Raw genomic sequence first — 18,593 nt, 5'->3', positions numbered from 1 at the left:
ATAATAAACGCAAATAAACTTGAGGTGATATTATGATACAAATTGACGATGCTGGTAGTGGCAGTTTAATAGGTGGCACAATTATTGGAGCTATGCGTTCAAACACCAAAGAATACCACTATAAAATTATACCTTTAGAATTATATAATTATGAAAATTTCAAACAAAAAAAATATTTAGATTATGTCATTAATATAACCATTGAACTACTAAATTTGTTAAATGTATCAAAAGATGAAGAAATACTTATATGTAGAGGTTATATGTTTGATAAACTTCGTAAATGGTTTAAAAAAAATCATTATAATTTTACAAATACTAAAATAAGCGATCCATTACAAACTAAAATAGAAAAATCTTTTGAAGATTATACTCTTTCCTTAGGATTTCCACAAGAATTTATTAATTATACTAAATATCCATTCCATTTTCATAGAATTTTAAAATGGGTCTATGCAGATTATGAAAACAGAAAAAAATTATGTAAAGTTGGCTGGAAAAGCTGGCAAAAATACAAAGATATAAAATTAGAAATTACTTATGATAGAATGAAAAAAAATAATTACTTATGTCTAAAATGTAATAGCATAATTAATAAAAACAGTAAAGTTAAAATAATAAATTATACAAGTAATCGTCCAAACAAAATCATTCTTCATTTAAAATGCTAAATCATAAAGCTTTAAAACAATATTGTTTTAAAGCTTTATGATAAACTTTATTAAAAAATTATACTGGATATGTCTTATCTTCTTTATTTAATAAATCATTATCTATATTATATCTTTGTGCCTGCCTATATTGAAAATACCTCAATGCAACCTGTGGAAATAAAGCATAGGATAAAATATCTTCTTCTTGTTCTATATATTCTCTAATTTCATCTCTATAATTAGCTAATTGAGGTTCTAATAAATCTGCAGGTCTTCCAGTATATACTTTTTCGTCTTCTATTATTTTTTCCTTAATATTATCCTTTATTTCTACAGTAGATTTACCATATAAACCTTTTACATAATTTTTTATTTCAGAAGGTACCATTTTATATCTTTCTCCTAATATAACATTAAATACTGATTGCGTTCCTACCATTTGACTCATTGGTGTAACTAAAGGAGGATAACCAAGATCTTCTCTTACCCTAGGTACTTCCTCTAAAACTTCTTGAAACTTATCTATTGATCCTTGTTGTTCTAATTGTGAAACAAGATTTGATAACATACCACCAGGAACTTGATATATCAAAGTTTTTGGTTCAACTCTTAATACTTTATCTTTTAATATACCTTCATTTTGATATTTGTCTCGAATTTTTGCAAAATATTCAGCAATCTCATTTAATTTATTCAAATCAAATTCTGGTTCTCTTCCAGATCCTTCTAACGCAGCTACCATAGGTTCTGTAGCAGGTTGACTTGTTCCATTACCTAAAGGAGATAAAGCTGTGTCAATTATATCAACGCCTGCTTCTATTGCTTTCATATATGTTTGGTTTGCAATTCCGCTTGTAAAGTGAGAATGAAGTTGTATAGGTATATTAATAGTTTCTTTTAATTTTTTTATTAAAGTATAAGCATTATAAGGTAATAATATACCGGACATATCTTTAATGCATATTGAATCCGAACCCATTTCTTCCATTTCTTTAGCTAATTTTAAATAGTAATCTGTATTATGTACAGGACTAGTAGTAAAAGATATTGCAGTTTGAGCATGACCTCCTGCTTCCTTTGTGGTTTTTAAAGCTGTTTTAAGATTCCTTGTGTCATTTAACGCATCAAATATACGTATTATATCAATTCCATTATATATTGCTTTTTTAACAAATTCTTCTACAACATCATCTGGATAATTTTTATACCCCAATAAGTTTTGTCCTCTTAATAGCATTTGTAATTTAGTATTTTTTATAGTTCTTCTTAACTTTCTTAATCTTTCCCATGGATCTTCATTTAAAAATCTCAAAGATGCATCAAATGTAGCTCCTCCCCATACTTCTAATGAATGATATCCTACATTGTCTAATTTTTCAGCAATAGGTAACATTTCATCGGTTTTCATTCTAGTTGCCATTAAAGATTGATGAGCATCTCTAAAAATAGTTTCTGTAAATCTAACTTTTGACATAATAAACCTCCTTTAGAAGTTATCTTTTTCTATACAAAGTACAAAAGGTGGATTGTTTTTTTGATTAATAAAGTCCATCTTAAGTACTGTAAATCTCTTTTGATTTAAAGTTTCTAAATACTTTTCTACTTCTTCTTTTTCTTCTTGTCCTCCAACATGTCCATAATAAACCACTACAATTAATATACCTTTTTCATTTAAATTATCCAGTATACATTCCATGCCTTTAATAGTAGATTCAGGCTTTGTTATTATAGAATGATCTCCCTTAGGTAAATATCCTAAATTAAAAATAGCAATATCAATTTTTTGGTCAATATACTGTAATAAGTTTTCATGAGAATCACATATTAATTGTACTCTATCTTCCATATTATTTTTAACTAATAAATCTTTAGTATTTTCTATAGCTAATTTTTGAATATCAAATCCAAAAACCTTACCACTAGTTCCAATTCTTTTAGCTAATTCTAGTGTGTCATTACCATTACCAACAGTTGCATCTACTGCAATCATACCTTCTTTTAACTTTTTATCAATTATATATTTTGCTAAATCTGTTGCTTTAGTCAAATATTTTTTACTCATAAATATCACCTTTTACAGTTATTCTTTAAAAAGAAATCTTCAATATTGCATTCTAAAAAATTCTTTTTTACTATAAAACCCTTATTAATCAAGTAATTACAATCATATTTATAAACTACTTTGTTAATATTTCTTAATCTCAAAAGATTTAGTGAAGATCTTAATAAACCTTCTCCTAATTTCATATTTCTAAACTTTTCTAAAACAAATAATTCTTTTATTTCAGCTAATTGACATTTTACTTCTAATATTATATATCCTATTTTTTCATTTTCTTCTTCTGCTATCAAAATAATATCCTTTTTCTTATTAATATTTCCTAAATAATATTTGTCTAAAAAAATTTTACATTCATTATATTCATATTCACTTATTAATAGCATTTTTACCTCCTTTGATTAGTCAACTACATTATATTAGAAATTAATAAATAATTAAAGCAAAAAATATAGTAAGGATTAATCCTTACTATATTTTTTAAAATAATTTATTTCTTTAGAATTCAAATCTCTATATTCTCCTTCTTTTAAATCACCTAATTTAATATCTCCAATACATATCCTCTTTAATTTTATAATTGGATGATTAATTTTATCACACATTTTTCTAACCTGTCTATTCTTACCTTCATGAATTACTATTTTCAATATTGATGAATTATTATTTTTATTTAATATTTCTATTTCAGCTTTAGAAGTTAAATAGTTTTCAATATTTAATCCATTTCTAAATTTATTTAATTCATCTTTTGAGGGTATACCTTTTACTTTTGCAATATATGTTTTGTTTATTTCATGACTAGGATGGGTTAGTTTATAAGCCAGATCTCCATCATTAGTTAATAATAATAATCCAGATGTATCGTAATCTAATCTTCCTACAGGATATAATCTTAAATTTATATTAGGAATTAAATCCATAACAGTTTTTCTGTTAAATTGATCAGATACTGTAGTTACGTACCCAACAGGTTTATTAATAATTATATATTTTTTTTCCTTTTCCATTTCTATTTTTTTACCATTAACCTTAATTATATCTTTATTTACATTTATCTTATATCCTAATTCTTTTATTATTTTTCCATTTACTTCTACTTTACCCTCTAAAATAATTTTTTCAGATTTTCTTCTAGATGCTACTCCTGATTTCGCCATAAACTTTTGTAATCTCATAACACACTACCTCTTTATTTAATTATTAATTTAATCATATCATACTATCTTATCTTCATAAATATTCAATAAACCAAGTCTTAAAAGATTATTTTTTATCTCTTCTTTATTTGTGCTATATAATCCTATTTTTTTCATTCTATCAAAATATATAGATCCTGCAAAAGTAAATCTTTTCTTCAAACCTTCTTTAGTTTTAATTTCTTCATTTGCATAAGCAATTATATCACCACTTGCTAGATTCCTAGGTAATTCTAATAAAGGCATTCCCAAACTTAATCTTATACTATTATGTCCAGCTAATGATCCCGTCACTATTGCCTCTGTATGACCTACAAAGAAACCTGATTTTTCCCCACCACAGAGAAGATTATCTATATCTTTAACTTTCATATTATTATATCTAGGAGCAATAGATAAATATCTTATAGAATTCCCTATACCTCCAGAATAAGGATCTTCAAATTTCACTTTTTCTAATCCTTTTATTTTTCTCAATTTATCTAATGGGTAAAAAGGCGTCATTAATTTTGCATGTCCAGTATCTAACAGTATAATTTTTTCAGCAAATTCCCTTAATGAGTATTGTTGACATACTTTTAAATCTAATTTCTCTAAATTAACATCTTCTTTAGGAACATTTAATATTACAACTCCTTCTTCATTTAATCTTTTTTTCAAGTTACAACTAAGAGTTTCTTTATTTAATTTACATGATCCACTAAATGCTCCATATGAACCATTATTCCTTTGACCTAATATATCCTCTATTCCACATCTTTCTGTAATGCTTACTCTTGGACCAAATGAAGGACATCTTAATATACACATAGCACATCCATTTCCATATTTCAAACAATTTCCCATAGGACCAGTAGAACCTGTAGTTTCTATAAATACGTCTCCTTCTAATTCAGATTCATCTGATAATATAACTTTAGCTATTTTATTTTTTGTTTTTATAATATCTATTACTCTTTTACATATAAGAATTTTTATATCCATATCTTTTAAGAGTTTTTTTACTAATGGTTCAATTTTATTAACATCATATAACGAAGCATGTTTGTGACCAGGAAAATCTACATTTTTATGTCTAGAATTTTTATCACAAATATTAAAAAGTTCTTTAGCTCCTAATCCAATAGATTCTTCTGCAGCGGTATATCTACCATTATTTCTCATGATACCTCCTACATTTCCCAAACCTAAAAGCATATCTGTTTTTTCAATAATAGTTACATCACCACCGGCTTTTTTAGCAGTTATTGCTGCAGAACATCCTGCCCATCCTCCACCAATAACAATTACTTTAGTCAATATTAACCCTCCTTTTTATTAACTTTCTTATATCTATTTGAGTTTTACACCCCTTAACAGATCCATATTCATCTAAATGAGTTGAACATGATCCACACACACCTTCTCCACAACACATCTCACTATTATTAGTAGCTGCTATTTTTATATTTGAATTAATTTTATCTATTATTTCAATTATATTTTTATGAAGAACATCTGAACCTGCTGAAAAAACAAAATCTATATTTTTATTAATTAATATTTCTTTTATTTTTTCTTTCCCTTCATATTTCATAGTATCCAAGAAAAAAATTTCAATATCTTTTTCCTTTAAATATTCTAATATCAAATTATCTTCTAATTTTCCCTTATCTAAAATAAGAGTAACACTATTATTTTTAATAATTTTATTAATTAATAAAAGTGTTGGTGATTGTGCAACACCTCTAGCTATTAACAAACAATTATTATTTTGTAGCTTTTTAATATTTTTTAATCCATAAATCCCATTCCAATAAGGACCTCTTATCAAGATTTTATCAGATAAATTTAAATTTTTAGTTTTTGAACCTAATGTTTTATATAATATATATATATATCCTTCTTTTTCATTTGATTCCATTACTGACATTGGAACATCAAAAAAATGAGGCATATCTTTACCTCTAATAAATATATAAGAACCTATTTGTTTTAATTGCCTAGCTAAAGTTTTAGTAGTTTCTATTTTAAGTAAATAAACTTCATTACTTAATAATTTTTTTTCTACTATTTTACTTGAATAAATTTTTCGCCCATCTTTTTTTGTATGATTATTCCATACAAATTCACTATAAATACAACTGCCTCGCCAATTACAATCACAAAAATCCTTACCTCTCAAAATAGAACAAGTGATACAATCTCCTGTTTCTGCTAGATAGCATGGACAATACTCACTACCTGCATCTATACATTCTAATCTCTTATTCAAACTTTACACCCCTAATATGTATTTTATTTATATTATTAAGATATTATTTTTATTTATATTCGTTACATAAAATTTAAAAAGACTTCTATTTTTTTAGAAGTCTTTTAGAATATATCATTTATTAAATTAACAAATTTATCTTTTACTGTTTTTTCATCAATATTTTTCGTTAATTTCATTGTTCCTTCATATATTATTTCATCCTTTAAAGTAATATTTATTTTCCCAATCAAATCTCCCTTTTTAAGAGGTGCTGTTAATTTTGTAGGTGTTGTTATAGAAATTTTCACATCCTTTAACTCATCTTTTTTTAATGGATAATATAAATCTTTATTAATAACTACAGGTAATCTATCAATTTTTCCATTATTTATAGTTATATCTTTTATATAATTATCTTTTCGTAATATTTGAATTCTTTTGTAATTATCAAATCCATGATCAAACAAATTATAACAATCCTCAAACCAATTATTATCATTTAATACTACTGCAATCAATTGCATATCATTTCTAGTTGCACTAGAAACTAAACATCTTCCTGAAGTTTGAGTATAACCAATTTTAACTCCATCACCTCCATCATATTCCCATAAAGTTTTGTTTTTATTATAAAAATGTGAATTTAAATCTCTTTCAGCCATATAATCTGCACTTTTAGATATTTCTCTAAATACTTCATTTTTTAATGCTTCTTGTGAAATTAAAGCTAAATCATATGCTGTTGTATAATGATTATCCGAATGTAAGCCATGTGGATTAGTAAAATTAGTATTTAAAGCACCTATCTCCTTCGCTCTCTTATTCATTAAAGCAGAAAAATTATCAACACTTCCTGCAATATGACAAGCAATAGCCGTTGCAGCATCATTACCAGATCTTAAAATTAACCCATAAACTAAATCTTTTAATTTAATTTTTTCATTAGACTTTAAATATATACTAGATCCTTCAACATTTATCCAATCGCTTTTTATTGTTACTATTTCATCTAAATCACCTTTTTCAATAGCAATCAATGCGGTCATTATTTTAGTAGTGCTAGCCATAGGTAATTTTTCATCTATGTTTTTAGAATATAATATTCTTCCACTATCCTTTTCAATTAAAATTGCACTTTTAGCACTTTCATAAGGTTTTTCTGCAAATGTCAATGAATTGAAACCTGGAAATATTAATATTAAAAAAGTCATAATTATAAATATAACAATATATCGTTTTAACAAATAATCACCTCAATTTTACATTTTAATATTATTATTTAAATATCCAGTACAATAAATTAATAATAAAAAGTCTTCTTAAGAAGACTTTTTTAATCTTACATATCATCAGAAAGATTTTTATCATCTAATTTCGTGTCCTTCTTACTTTTAAACTTATTTTGTAAGACATTGCTTATATTGGGTATCATTTCCATTATATTATTTAACATGTTTGTTCCTTGATCTACAGGTAATAATTTCATTTGTCCATTTCCAACAACTATAAATGCTACGGGTTGAACAGAAATACCTGCTCCAGATCCTCCACCAAAAGGTAATTCAGATGAACTATTCTCGGCATTTCCTTTAACATTTTCATTGCCTTTAAATTCTGAACCTCCAGATGCAAATCCTAAGGATATTTTTGATATTGGTATAATAACTAAACCATCATGAGTTTCAACAGGATCACCTACAATTGTATTAACATCAACCATTTCTTTTAAGGATTCCATAGTAGAATTCATTAATCCTTCTATAGGATGATTAGCCATGTACTTCACCACCTTTCATTATCGACAATATAGAAAATATAAACCCTTTAATTATATAAACTATTTTAAACTTAACTATACAATTAAAGTCAATTTCAAAAATATTTTTATTATAAATAGTGTTTACGTCATACTTAAAATTTATTAATTTATATTTTTTATATATGTAACATAATATTATTGATTTAATACTCCATAAAATCCCAGATATAAAAGCACTTACAGCTGCATCATTATGTCCAATTTTAGTAACAAAATAAAAATCTTCTATTCTAATTTTGTTTAATATATAATTTTTAAAGTATGTCATAAAGTTATAGAGATTTTTATGTTTATATAATTTTTTCCATGAATTCATTAAAAAACTTATAGAAACATCTTTTTTTTTCTTATTTAAAGATTTTTTTTTAGTTTCTATATCCCTTATTAATTTAAATTTAATATCATTGCTAGACATTAGTATATCCATATAAGGTATTTCAATTTGTATAATTTTTATATTTTTATTTAATTTAATATATATATGTATATTGTCATTATCATTTTTTCTTATCATGTTAAATTCTATTAAAAAAGGAATGTTAATTAAAATTATTAATATGATTAAAAAACATATAAATATATACAATAAATTCACCTCATTTTTGTTTATTATTTCCATAATAAACAAAAAAATAACACATTATTTTGTGTTATTTTCATCTAATAAATCAATGTCTTTTAATTCTTTTAATTTTGGTAAATCATTAATATCTCTTAATCCAAAATGTTTTAAAAAATTATTGGTAGTCCCATAAATAATAGGTTTCCCCGTTCTATCTAATCTTCCTTTCTCTTCAACTAATCCTTTTTCTATAAGTGTATTAATAGATTTATCACATTTAACTCCTCTAATACTCTCAATCTCTACTCTTGTAATAGGTTGCTTATAAGAAATTATAGATAAAGTTTCTAAAGCAGCATTAGACAAACCTTTATTGTTTTTAGGAGTTATTAATTTTTTAATATAATCATAGTGCTCTACTCTAGTAGATAATTGATAAGCATCCTTTATTTGAATAATTTGAAGCCCTCTTCTGTTATAATTAAATTCATTCTTCATATCTTCAATTATATTTTTTACTTCATCTTTACTTAACTCCAATATTTCTGCCATGGAATCAATTGACAACGATTCTCCCCAAATATATAATATACCTTCTATAATCCCTTTTATTTCTTTTCTATCCATTTAATCACCTATATTTGTCTTAATTTGATATTTGAGAAATTATTATCTTGATATATAATAATTTCCTTTAATTTTATTAATTCTAAAATTCCAATAAATATAGAAATTATATTTGATCTTGTTACTCTATTTTCAAATAATTCATCAAAAAATACATGTTTATTTAAATTTAATTTATTTCTTATTAAGTTCATAGCTTCATCAATTGTAATTTCTTCTCTTTTAATTTTATGAAATTCTTTACTACTTTTTTTATTAATATTTTTTTTAATTATATTATCAAAAGCTTTTATCAAATCTTTTAATTCTAAACCTTCTAAATTAATAGTATCACTTTCATTATAAATTTCAATCTCTTCTCTAGGTTTATAAAATACTTTACTATGAACTTCTTCTCTTTTTTTAAATTTTTCTGCCGCAATTTTATATTTTTTATATTCTATTAATCTTTGAATAAGCTCTTCTCTAGGATCTGCTTCTTCCATTTCAATCTGCTCACCTTCAATCTTTGTATTGGGTAAAAGCATTTTTGATTTAATTTCCAATAATGTAGCAGCCATTATTAAAAACTCGCTTGTAATCTCTAAATCTAACTCTTCCATTAAAGAAAGATAGTCAATATATTGTTCAGTAATTTTTGCAATTGAAATATCGTATATATCTACTTCTTCTTTTTCTATTAAATGATATAAAAGATCGAATGGACCTTCAAAACTTTCTAATGTAATATTATATTTCATCTTAATTTCTCCCAATATTAATTAAATAATAATAGAATAATATCCATAACTTTAGATATAACAGGAGTTAAAACCTTGTCCACTCCATTAGTTAAAATAAAAATAAATAATAAAGCATATAATTTTTTTTCATGTTTATAAAATTTATATTCCAATCTTTTAGGTAATAAACTTGCTAATATCTTAGATCCATCTAAAGGAGGCAATGGTAATAAATTAAATACTGCTAATACAACATTATACCATATAGAAGATATCAATATAGAATGTATAATAGTGCTTGAAATATAAACTCTAGTTACAATAATTGTTGATATAATTGCTAATACAATATTAATAATTGGTCCAGCTATAGATACTAAAATTGTACCTAATTTTCTATTTTTAAAATTAAGAGGATTAATAGGTACGGGTTTAGCCCAACCAAATCCTATAATTAGCAACATTAAAAAACCAAACAAATCAATATGTGCTATGGGATTCAAAGTTAATCTACCATTTTGTTTAGCAGTATCATCTCCCATAGAATAAGCTACAAATCCATGAGCTAATTCATGAAAACTTATTGCTATAAATAAAGCTGGTAAAATAATGATCTTTGATAAAAAATAATCAGTTATATTCAAAATTATATTCTCCTATCTTTTTTTATAAAAAAATAAATTAAAATGCTAAATATATTTTATAATTTTTAGGTGCAAATTACAAATTTATTTAGCATTTTGTTAATTATTTAGTTGAATAACTTATCAATAACTCTTTAAAAATATTTATAACATTAGCTTTTTCAATATTATCATCTATAATCAAATCTTCCGTGATTATAGATTCATTGTTTAATTTTATATCTATTTCTCCTACTTTTTGACCTTTGATAATTGGAGCCTTTATAGATTTATTTATATTAATTTCTTTATCTATTTTTTCATTATTACTTTTCTCAAGTAATAAATTAATATCATTTTTTATTTTTACTGGAACTTTATTTGTTTTACCCTTCTCTATCATTATATTCCCTACTATATCGTCTTTATTGTATAACTTTACAGATTTATAATTAGCAAATGCATAATCTAATAATTTTTTAGAATCTTCATTTCTCTGTTTAGATGATTCAGATCCTAAGATAACACTTATAAAAGTTGAATTTTCTCTAGTAGCAGATGCAGCTAAACAATAGCCAGCTTCCTGAGTAAAACCAGTTTTTATCCCATTTGCACCAGGATAAAATCTTATAAGTTTATTTGTATTCACTAATTCTTGTTCTACATCTTTATCTTTGCCTACCTTTATTGTAGTCATCCACATTGAAAGCCATTTATGAATAGACTTATGGGTCAATAATTCTCTACCCATTAATGCAATATCATAAGCTGTTGTATAATGTTCTTCATCCGGTAATCCTGTTAAATTTGTAAAATGTGTATTTTCCATATTTAATTCTTTAGCTCTAGCATTCATTTGATCTAAAAATAATTCTTCACTACCTGCTAAATGTTCTCCCATGGCTACAGATGCATCATTTGCAGATCTTAAACATATAGCCTTAAGTAATTCTTCTACACTATTAATGCCTTTAGGCTCTAAAAAAACTTGACTTCCTCCCATACTAGCAGCATTTTCACTTATAGATACATTATCATCAAGATTTATTTTTCCATCTTCTAAGGCTTCCATAATTAAGATTAACACCATAATTTTAGTTATACTAGCTGGTGGTAATTTTTCATTAGAATTTTTTTCATAAATTACTTCCCCTGAATTAAAATCCATAAGCAATGCAGCTTTACCATCTACATTAAAAGGTTCGTTAGCAAATATGCTTTGTGGTAGTATTAATATTGATATCACTAATATTAATATTAATGATATAATTTTTTTAAACATATAATCCTCCTTTCTTATATATTTATATTTTCCAGACTTTATATAATTATACTAAGTCGATACAACATATAAACATGAAAAAACTGCTAATAATTAGCAGTTTTTTCATGTTTATATGTTGACAGTTCCATTTTTATCTACTATCCCATAAATAAGCTTTTTCTTCTTCTTATTATCTTTAGTTATTTTTATAATACACTTCATTCTATTTAAAGCTTCAATTAATTTCTTATCATTATTACCATGTAAATAAGCAATAATTTCCCCTTTTGTTACTTTATCATATTTCTTTTTATTTAATATAATACCAGCTGATATATCAATTTGACTTTCTTTCGTTTCTCTTCCTGCACCTAAAACAAGAGCACACCTTCCAATTTCCTCTGCATTCATTTCATTTATATAACCTGATTTTTCAGCTCTTAATTCTATAACTTTACTAGCTTTAGGTAATAATTCAGGATTATTTATTTGAGATACATTTCCTCCTTGAGCTTTTACAAATTCTTTAAATTTAATAAAAGCACTACCATCTTCTATAGCTGTTTTTAATAATTTATATCCTTCTTCAACTGTTTTAACTTTTTTTCCTAATAATAATAATCTTGAACCTAAAACAAAAGTCAATTCTAATAAATCTTTAGGACCATTACCTTTTAATGTCTCAATTGCTTCTCTAACTTCTAAAGCATTTCCTATTGCATATCCCAAAGGCTCATCCATATCAGATATAATAGCAATAATATCTTTATCCATGCCCTTACCTATATCTACCATTTCTTTTGCCAATTCAAAAGCACTATCTAAATCCTTCATAAAGGCTCCACTACCAACTTTAACATCTAATACAATAGCATCAGACCCTGATGCTAATTTTTTACTCATTATACTGCTTGCAATTAAAGAAACATTATCCACCGTAGCAGTCACATCTCTTAAAGCATACAATTTCTTATCAGCAGGGGTAATATTAGCAGTTTGACCTGCAACCGCTAATTTTATTTTATTAACATTAGATATAAATTTATCTTTAGATAGATTTATATCTAATCCTTCAATAGCTTCTAATTTATCTAAAGTTCCTCCAGTATGACCTAAACCTCTACCTGACATTTTAGCAACTGGTAATCCACAAGCTGCTACTAAAGGCCCTAATACTAAAGTGGTTTTATCGCCTACACCTCCAGTACTATGTTTATCTACTTTTATTCCTTCAATAGAAGTTAAATTTATTTTTTCACCTGAATTTAACATTGCACTAGTTAAATTCACCGTCTCTTTTTTATTCATTTTTTTAAAATAAATCGCCATTAATAAAGCTGCTGCTTGATAATCAGGTATATTACCATTAGTATAATTTTCTATGAAATAATTAATTTCTTCTTTACTTAATTGATTTCCTTCTCTCTTTTTCTTAATTATCTCATACATATTCATTATATTATTACCTCTTTCAATATACTTTTTACCAAATTAATAAATTTAGGTCTAGTTTGATTTGCAATTTCTACTACTTGTTCATGGTCTATAGATTCAATTTCTTCAGCAATAGCCATATCAGTTACACAAGAAATACCTAATACCTTAAGTCCTGCATGTTTAGCAACTATGACTTCTGGAACAGTAGACATACCAATTGTATCTCCACCTATTGTTCTAAGCATTTTTAATTCTGCTCTAGCACAATAATTAGGACCACTTATTGCAGCATAGACACCCTTTTTTAATTCAATTCTTAAATCTCTAGCAACTTTTTCTGCCAATTTTATTAAATCACTATCATATGCATGAGACATATCCGGAAATCGTGGTCCCAATTTTTCAAAATTTTTACCAATTAATGGATTATCCCCTATAAAATTAATATGATCTTCTATAATCATTAATGCACCTGGATATAATTCTTTATTCATTCCTCCACATGCATTAGTAACTAAAATCATCTTTATACCTAAAGATTTCATTATTCTGACGGGAAAAGTAACTTCCCCCATTGAATATCCTTCATAGTAATGAAATCTACCTTGCATAGCAACGACTTTTTTTCCCTCCAAATTTCCAATAACTAATTGTCCTTCATGTCCCTCTACAGTTGAAATAGGAAAATTTGGTATATCTTCATATTTTAAAAAAATAGGATTCTTAATTTCATTTGCTAAAGTACCTAAACCTGAGCCTAATATTAACCCTATATCGAGGTCAATATTAATTTTTTCTTTTATATACTTTGTTGTTTCATCGATCTTGTTTAACAAATTATTCATTCAATTACCTCCTATACCTCTTTTATTATTTCTTTTATAAGTAACATAAATTTATTTTTTACTTTTTGCGTAGTTTCTATAACTTCATTATGATCAAGAGGTTTATCCAAAATTCCTGATGCCATATTAGTTATACATGATATACCTAAGACTTTTAATCCACCATGAATGGCTACTACTACTTCTGGAACTGTAGACATACCTACTGAATCAGCACCTAATATTTGAGCCATTTTAACTTCTGCTGGTGTTTCATATGTAGGTCCTGTTAAAAACATATATACACCTTTTTGTATCTCTATATTATTTTTAGTTGCTATTTGTTCGGCAATATTTATTAATTCTTCATCATATGCATGAGACATATCTGGAAATCTTGGTCCTAATTCATTCGAATTTTTACCTATTAAAGGATTATCAAAAGCAAAATTAATATGGTCTTCTATAATCATTAAATCCCCTGGTTCAAAATTTTTATTAGCTCCACCAGCAGCATTAGTAATAATAATATTATCAATACCTAATTCATTCATAACTCTAACAGGAAAGGTAACTTCTTTCATTGAATATCCTTCATAATAATGAAATCTCCCTTGAAGGGCTATTACTTCTTTGCCTTGAATATTCCCTATTACTAATTGTCCTTTATGTCCAACAACTGTAGATTGAGGGAAATGCGGTATATCTTTATATTGTATTTTTATAGAATTTTCAATTTCATCAGCTAAAATCCCAAGACCAGATCCTAAAATCAATCCTGTTTTAGGTCTGATTCTTGTTTTTTCTCTTATATAATTTGCTGCTTCCTTTATATTTTCTAAATAGCTCATATTATTCCTCCTATTTTCTTTTAATAATATCATAAAAACTTTTACCATTTTTCATAGTTTTTAAATCAAGCATTTCTAATATAGTAGCTCCAATATCAGAAAAACTATCTCTTATGCCTATATCAATAGGCTTTATGTTTTTTCCAAAAACTAATATAGGTATATATTCTCTAGAATGATCTGTACTCTCAGTGGTAGGATCACATCCATGATCTGCTGTAATTATTAACACTTCATCATCTTTCATATTATTTAAAATGTCAGGCAATCTATTATCAAATTCTTCTAAAGCTTTACCATAACCTTCTACATTATTTCTATGTCCATAGTTCATATCAAAATCAACAAGATTTGTAAATATTAATCCTTTAAAATCTTCTTTCATATATTTAATTGTATTATCAACCCCATCCATATTATTTGTAGTATGAATATACTCTGTAATACCCTCTCCACTAAAAATATCTACTATTTTTCCTACTGCTTTTACTTCCATATCTGCTTCTTCAATAATGTCTAAAATTGTTTTGTTGATAGGCTTCAAAGAATAATCATGACGATTTGATGTTCTTTTAAAATTTCCATTTTGTCCTATAAATGGTCTTGCTATTACTCTTCCTACACCATGTTTCCCTTGTAGTAAATTTCTAGCCTTTTCACACATACTATAAAGTTCTTTCAGAGAAACTACTTCCTCATGGGCAGCAATTTGAAAAACACTATCTGCAGATGTATATACAATTGGACATCCTGTTTTAATATGCTCATCACCTAATTCTTTTATTATTTCAGTTCCAGAAGCAGGTTTATTTCCTAAAACTTTTTTACCTATCAATTTTTCAAATTCATCAATTATATCTTTAGGAAAACCTTTGGGATAAGTAGGAAAAGGATTATCTAATATTATTCCAGCAATTTCCCAATGACCAGTTGTAGTATCTTTTCCCTTCGATACTTCAAGACTTTTCCCATAAGCAGCAATAGGATTATCAATACTTTCTAAATAATTAACATCTTTAATATTTCCTATTCCTAATTTTTTTAGATTAGGAATATTTAAACCTCCTAATTCCTTTATAATATTACCTAAAGTATTACTGTCTTCATCTCCATATTCTTTTGCATCTGGTAAAGCTCCTATACCTACACTATCTAATACTATCAACGTTACTCTATCCATAAATTTTCTCCTCTCATTTATTTATATCCATTTAAATAATTAATAATTTAAATCAAAAAACCATTATACATTATAATATAATGGATTAAGCTCTCGGATGGGCTTTTTTATATACATCATTTATTCTTTTTTTATTCATTTTAGTATATATTTGAGTTGTTGATATATCAGCATGTCCCAACATTTCTTGTACTGACTTTAAATCTGCACCATTTTCTAATAAATGGACAGCAAAGGAGTGTCTAAGTGTATGGGGCGTTATCCTTTTTTCTATATTTGCATTTTTAGTATAAGTTTTTATTATTTTCCAAAATCCTTGTCTAGTTAGTTTATTGCCATGATAATTTACAAATAAATTATCTGCTTTCTTATCTTTTACTAATTTAGTTCTATAAATACTTAAATAGTCGTCTAAAGATTTGATGCATAATTTTCCAATAGGTATTATTCTTTCATTTGAAGACTCTCTAGATGAAATAATTATTCCTAGATTTAAATCAACATCTTCTAAAGTTAAAGAGATTAACTCACTAACTCTAATACCTGTAGCATATAATAATTCTAGCATAGCTTTATCTCTTACACCTTTAACTGTTGATATATCAGGTTTATTCAACAAAATATTAACTTCATCTAAAGTAAGTACACTAGGAAATTTTTTTTCTTGTTTTGGTGACTTTAAATTATTTGTCGGGTCATTTCTAGTTAAACCTTCATTTAATAAGTACTGATAAAAAGTCCTTAAGGATGCTAAGGTTCTTGCTATAGTAGAACCTGCTCTTCCTTTTTTTTGTAAATAAATCATATATGTAATAACTGTAGTTTTTGATATATTAACTAAGCTTTCCTCAATATTATTTTGTATTAAGTATTCATTAAATTGATATAAATCACGTTTATAAGATTCTATTGTATTTTCTGATAATTCCCTAGTACATTTAATATAGTCAATAAACTTTCTTGTTAAAATTTCCATTCTAATCCCCTTTTAATACTTTTTTGTCTTAAGTTATATATTCCATAAATCATAAAAAAAATCCTTTTAAATATCAAAAATTAAAATAATAGTACATTATTTTTTTAAAATAATATATAAAAGTATTTCTAATTTCACTATAAGACATAACCAAAATAGAATTTGATTTTGGAGGTTCTGAAATTTGATTTCTATATCTAAATTCTTCAATAGATAATTGAGTTATTATAAGTAATAACATTATTATAAATATAATTTTGCATATAGTAAGTAAAGAAACCCTCATAAATCATAACCTCCATATGACATTATAATATAATTTTCATTAAATATGGGGTAATATATGCCTCTACAATTCCACCTATTACGAAACATATACATGTAATTAATACATAAAAAGAAAATGATATAGCTTTTTTAACAAAATTGTCCTTATTATTATTTATTTTCTTTTTCTTTCTATCCTTAATGAATTCTATGCTATAAGAAATAGCTAACGAAGATATAATAATTATCCCAGGTATAATAAATATATTTTGAGGTATCAAAGTTAATAATGCTAACATTAAACCCTTAAATCCAAAGTCATTTATCATAAATCCTATAGAAAATCCTATTGTAAATCCTCTGAAAAAAATAATTCCTAAAATAACTGGAATTCCTAAAACTAAAATGCCCATTCCCCATATAATTAAGGCAGTTTTAAAATTGTTTGATATAGAATTTTTTAACAGTGTAATATTATTAATTTTTTGTGAATTTACAGTTGAAAAAAATTCATTAATAAATTTATGTAACTCATTTCTTTGAGTTTCATCCATGATTTTTATAGTAATAACTCCTGCAGATATACCAATCATCAATATAATAATAACTAAAAAATATTTCAAAAAATTATTTTTGAAATTATTTATTAAATTTATTTTTAAATTAAACAATAATATCCTCCTTTCATACAAGCTATACAAAATATTATGCTTAAAAGGAGGATATTATTCCATTATTCATGTTTACTTTTAATTAGCTTTTCAACAAATTGAATTCCTATAATTGTTTTACTATCATTTATTTCTCCTATTTCAATCATATGTAATAACTTTTCTAACTTAAATTTTTCAATATCTATATATTCATCAATATCAGGAGTTGCCTCTCCTTCTTCTAAATCTTTTGCAATAAAAAGATGCATTTTTTCATTACAAAATCCTGGAGAAGTATAAAATTCTAGAATATATTCATAATTACCAGCTTTTAATCCTGTTTCTTCTTTAAGTTCCCTAATTGCACAATCTTTAGGTTCTTCACCAATTTCTATTTTCCCTGCAGGTATCTCTAAGATTTCTTTATCTATAGCTTTTCTGTATTGCTTAACTAAATATATTTCATTATTTGTATTCATTGGTACTATGCATACAGCACCAGGATGTTCAACAATTTCTCTTTTTGAATATTTTTTATCTGGAAGTTCAACTGTATCGATTCTAAGATTTAACGTCTTTCCATCATAAACTTTCTCAGATTTCATAGTCTTTTCTATATAACTCATAAAAAACCTCCTAAA

At 25.5% G+C, this 18,593-nt stretch carries 21 protein-coding genes; 1 reads left to right on the top strand and 20 read right to left on the bottom strand.

Features of this window, described 5'->3' with window-relative positions:
• Nucleotides 1-32: 32 nt before the first annotated feature.
• The gene (locus GOQ29_RS11510) at nt 33-671 is read left to right on the top strand and encodes a hypothetical protein (protein ID WP_203372802.1); all 639 of its coding nucleotides are present in this window, start codon (nt 33-35) and stop codon (nt 669-671) included.
• A 58-nt stretch (nt 672-729) separates the two neighbouring features.
• Here the strand turns inward: GOQ29_RS11510 and GOQ29_RS11505 are convergent, their stop codons facing one another.
• The 20 genes from GOQ29_RS11505 to GOQ29_RS11410 form a co-directional block, all read right to left on the bottom strand.
• Nucleotides 730-2,127, bottom strand: a complete 1,398-nt coding sequence (locus tag GOQ29_RS11505; RefSeq protein ID WP_203372801.1) for an oxaloacetate decarboxylase subunit alpha — start codon at nt 2,125-2,127, stop codon at nt 730-732.
• A gap of 12 nt (nt 2,128-2,139) precedes the next feature.
• Complete coding sequence (mnmM, locus tag GOQ29_RS11500; RefSeq protein WP_203372800.1) at nt 2,140-2,715, bottom strand: tRNA 5-(aminomethyl)-2-thiouridylate-methyltransferase MnmM; 576 nt, start codon at nt 2,713-2,715, stop codon at nt 2,140-2,142.
• Between the two features lie 5 nt (nt 2,716-2,720).
• On the bottom strand, nt 2,721-3,098 hold the full coding sequence (locus tag GOQ29_RS11495; RefSeq protein WP_203372799.1) for a GNAT family N-acetyltransferase: 378 nt from the start codon (nt 3,096-3,098) through the stop codon (nt 2,721-2,723).
• 75 nt (nt 3,099-3,173) lie between these two features.
• On the bottom strand, nt 3,174-3,890 hold the full coding sequence (locus GOQ29_RS11490; protein ID WP_203372798.1) for a pseudouridine synthase: 717 nt from the start codon (nt 3,888-3,890) through the stop codon (nt 3,174-3,176).
• 39 nt (nt 3,891-3,929) lie between these two features.
• Entirely contained in the window at nt 3,930-5,210 is a 1,281-nt protein-coding gene (locus GOQ29_RS11485) for an FAD-dependent oxidoreductase (RefSeq protein WP_203372797.1), read from the bottom strand.
• Nucleotides 5,203-6,165, bottom strand: a complete 963-nt coding sequence (locus GOQ29_RS11480) for a sulfide/dihydroorotate dehydrogenase-like FAD/NAD-binding protein (protein ID WP_203372796.1) — start codon at nt 6,163-6,165, stop codon at nt 5,203-5,205. The genes GOQ29_RS11485 and GOQ29_RS11480 overlap by 8 nt, the downstream gene beginning before the upstream one ends.
• A gap of 104 nt (nt 6,166-6,269) precedes the next feature.
• Nucleotides 6,270-7,391: a D-alanyl-D-alanine carboxypeptidase family protein gene (locus GOQ29_RS11475; RefSeq protein ID WP_252187612.1), complete on the bottom strand. Its 1,122-nt coding sequence runs from the start codon at nt 7,389-7,391 to the stop codon at nt 6,270-6,272.
• Nucleotides 7,392-7,486: 95 nt separating this feature from the next.
• Nucleotides 7,487-7,924 carry a GerW family sporulation protein gene (gene ytfJ, locus GOQ29_RS11470; protein ID WP_203372795.1) on the bottom strand — a complete coding sequence of 146 codons (438 nt, stop codon included), beginning with the start codon at nt 7,922-7,924 and terminating at the stop codon, nt 7,487-7,489.
• Nucleotides 7,917-8,480, bottom strand: a complete 564-nt coding sequence (locus GOQ29_RS11465) for a DUF2953 domain-containing protein (RefSeq protein ID WP_203372794.1) — start codon at nt 8,478-8,480, stop codon at nt 7,917-7,919. The genes ytfJ and GOQ29_RS11465 overlap by 8 nt, the downstream gene beginning before the upstream one ends.
• Nucleotides 8,481-8,606: 126 nt before the next feature.
• The gene (gene scpB, locus GOQ29_RS11460; protein WP_203372793.1) at nt 8,607-9,155 is read right to left on the bottom strand and encodes an SMC-Scp complex subunit ScpB; all 549 of its coding nucleotides are present in this window, start codon (nt 9,153-9,155) and stop codon (nt 8,607-8,609) included.
• An 8-nt stretch (nt 9,156-9,163) separates the two neighbouring features.
• The gene (locus tag GOQ29_RS11455; protein WP_203372792.1) at nt 9,164-9,895 is read right to left on the bottom strand and encodes a segregation and condensation protein A; all 732 of its coding nucleotides are present in this window, start codon (nt 9,893-9,895) and stop codon (nt 9,164-9,166) included.
• A gap of 17 nt (nt 9,896-9,912) precedes the next feature.
• Entirely contained in the window at nt 9,913-10,521 is a 609-nt protein-coding gene (locus GOQ29_RS11450; RefSeq protein WP_252187611.1) for a site-2 protease family protein, read from the bottom strand.
• A gap of 103 nt (nt 10,522-10,624) precedes the next feature.
• Nucleotides 10,625-11,782, bottom strand: coding sequence for a D-alanyl-D-alanine carboxypeptidase family protein (locus tag GOQ29_RS11445; RefSeq protein ID WP_203372791.1), 1,158 nt, complete (start codon nt 11,780-11,782; stop codon nt 10,625-10,627).
• Nucleotides 11,783-11,893: 111 nt separating this feature from the next.
• On the bottom strand, nt 11,894-13,219 hold the full coding sequence (locus GOQ29_RS11440) for a pyrimidine-nucleoside phosphorylase (protein ID WP_203372790.1): 1,326 nt from the start codon (nt 13,217-13,219) through the stop codon (nt 11,894-11,896).
• A complete protein-coding gene (locus GOQ29_RS11435) occupies nt 13,219-14,046 on the bottom strand; it encodes a purine-nucleoside phosphorylase (RefSeq protein WP_203372789.1) in 828 nt (275 codons plus the stop codon). Before GOQ29_RS11435 ends, GOQ29_RS11440 begins: the two co-directional genes overlap by 1 nt.
• A gap of 11 nt (nt 14,047-14,057) precedes the next feature.
• Nucleotides 14,058-14,876, bottom strand: a complete 819-nt coding sequence (locus GOQ29_RS11430) for a purine-nucleoside phosphorylase (protein WP_203372788.1) — start codon at nt 14,874-14,876, stop codon at nt 14,058-14,060.
• 10 nt (nt 14,877-14,886) lie between these two features.
• Nucleotides 14,887-16,056, bottom strand: coding sequence for a phosphopentomutase (locus tag GOQ29_RS11425; RefSeq protein ID WP_203372787.1), 1,170 nt, complete (start codon nt 16,054-16,056; stop codon nt 14,887-14,889).
• Between the two features lie 85 nt (nt 16,057-16,141).
• A complete protein-coding gene (gene xerD, locus GOQ29_RS11420) occupies nt 16,142-17,032 on the bottom strand; it encodes a site-specific tyrosine recombinase XerD (protein WP_203372786.1) in 891 nt (296 codons plus the stop codon).
• A 308-nt stretch (nt 17,033-17,340) separates the two neighbouring features.
• Nucleotides 17,341-17,970 carry a stage II sporulation protein M gene (gene spoIIM, locus GOQ29_RS11415; protein WP_203372785.1) on the bottom strand — a complete coding sequence of 210 codons (630 nt, stop codon included), beginning with the start codon at nt 17,968-17,970 and terminating at the stop codon, nt 17,341-17,343.
• A 62-nt stretch (nt 17,971-18,032) separates the two neighbouring features.
• Nucleotides 18,033-18,578 (bottom strand): NUDIX hydrolase, encoded by a 546-nt coding sequence (locus GOQ29_RS11410; protein ID WP_203372784.1) that lies wholly within the window; start codon nt 18,576-18,578, stop codon nt 18,033-18,035.
• Nucleotides 18,579-18,593 lie beyond the last annotated feature (15 nt).

It is taken from the genome of Anaeromonas gelatinilytica (assembly GCF_016820635.1).
Lineage (GTDB): Bacteria > Bacillota > Clostridia > Tissierellales > SIT17 > Anaeromonas > Anaeromonas gelatinilytica.
The sequence above is the reverse complement of the archived record's forward strand: the minus strand, read 5'-3'. Positions and strand labels throughout refer to the sequence as shown.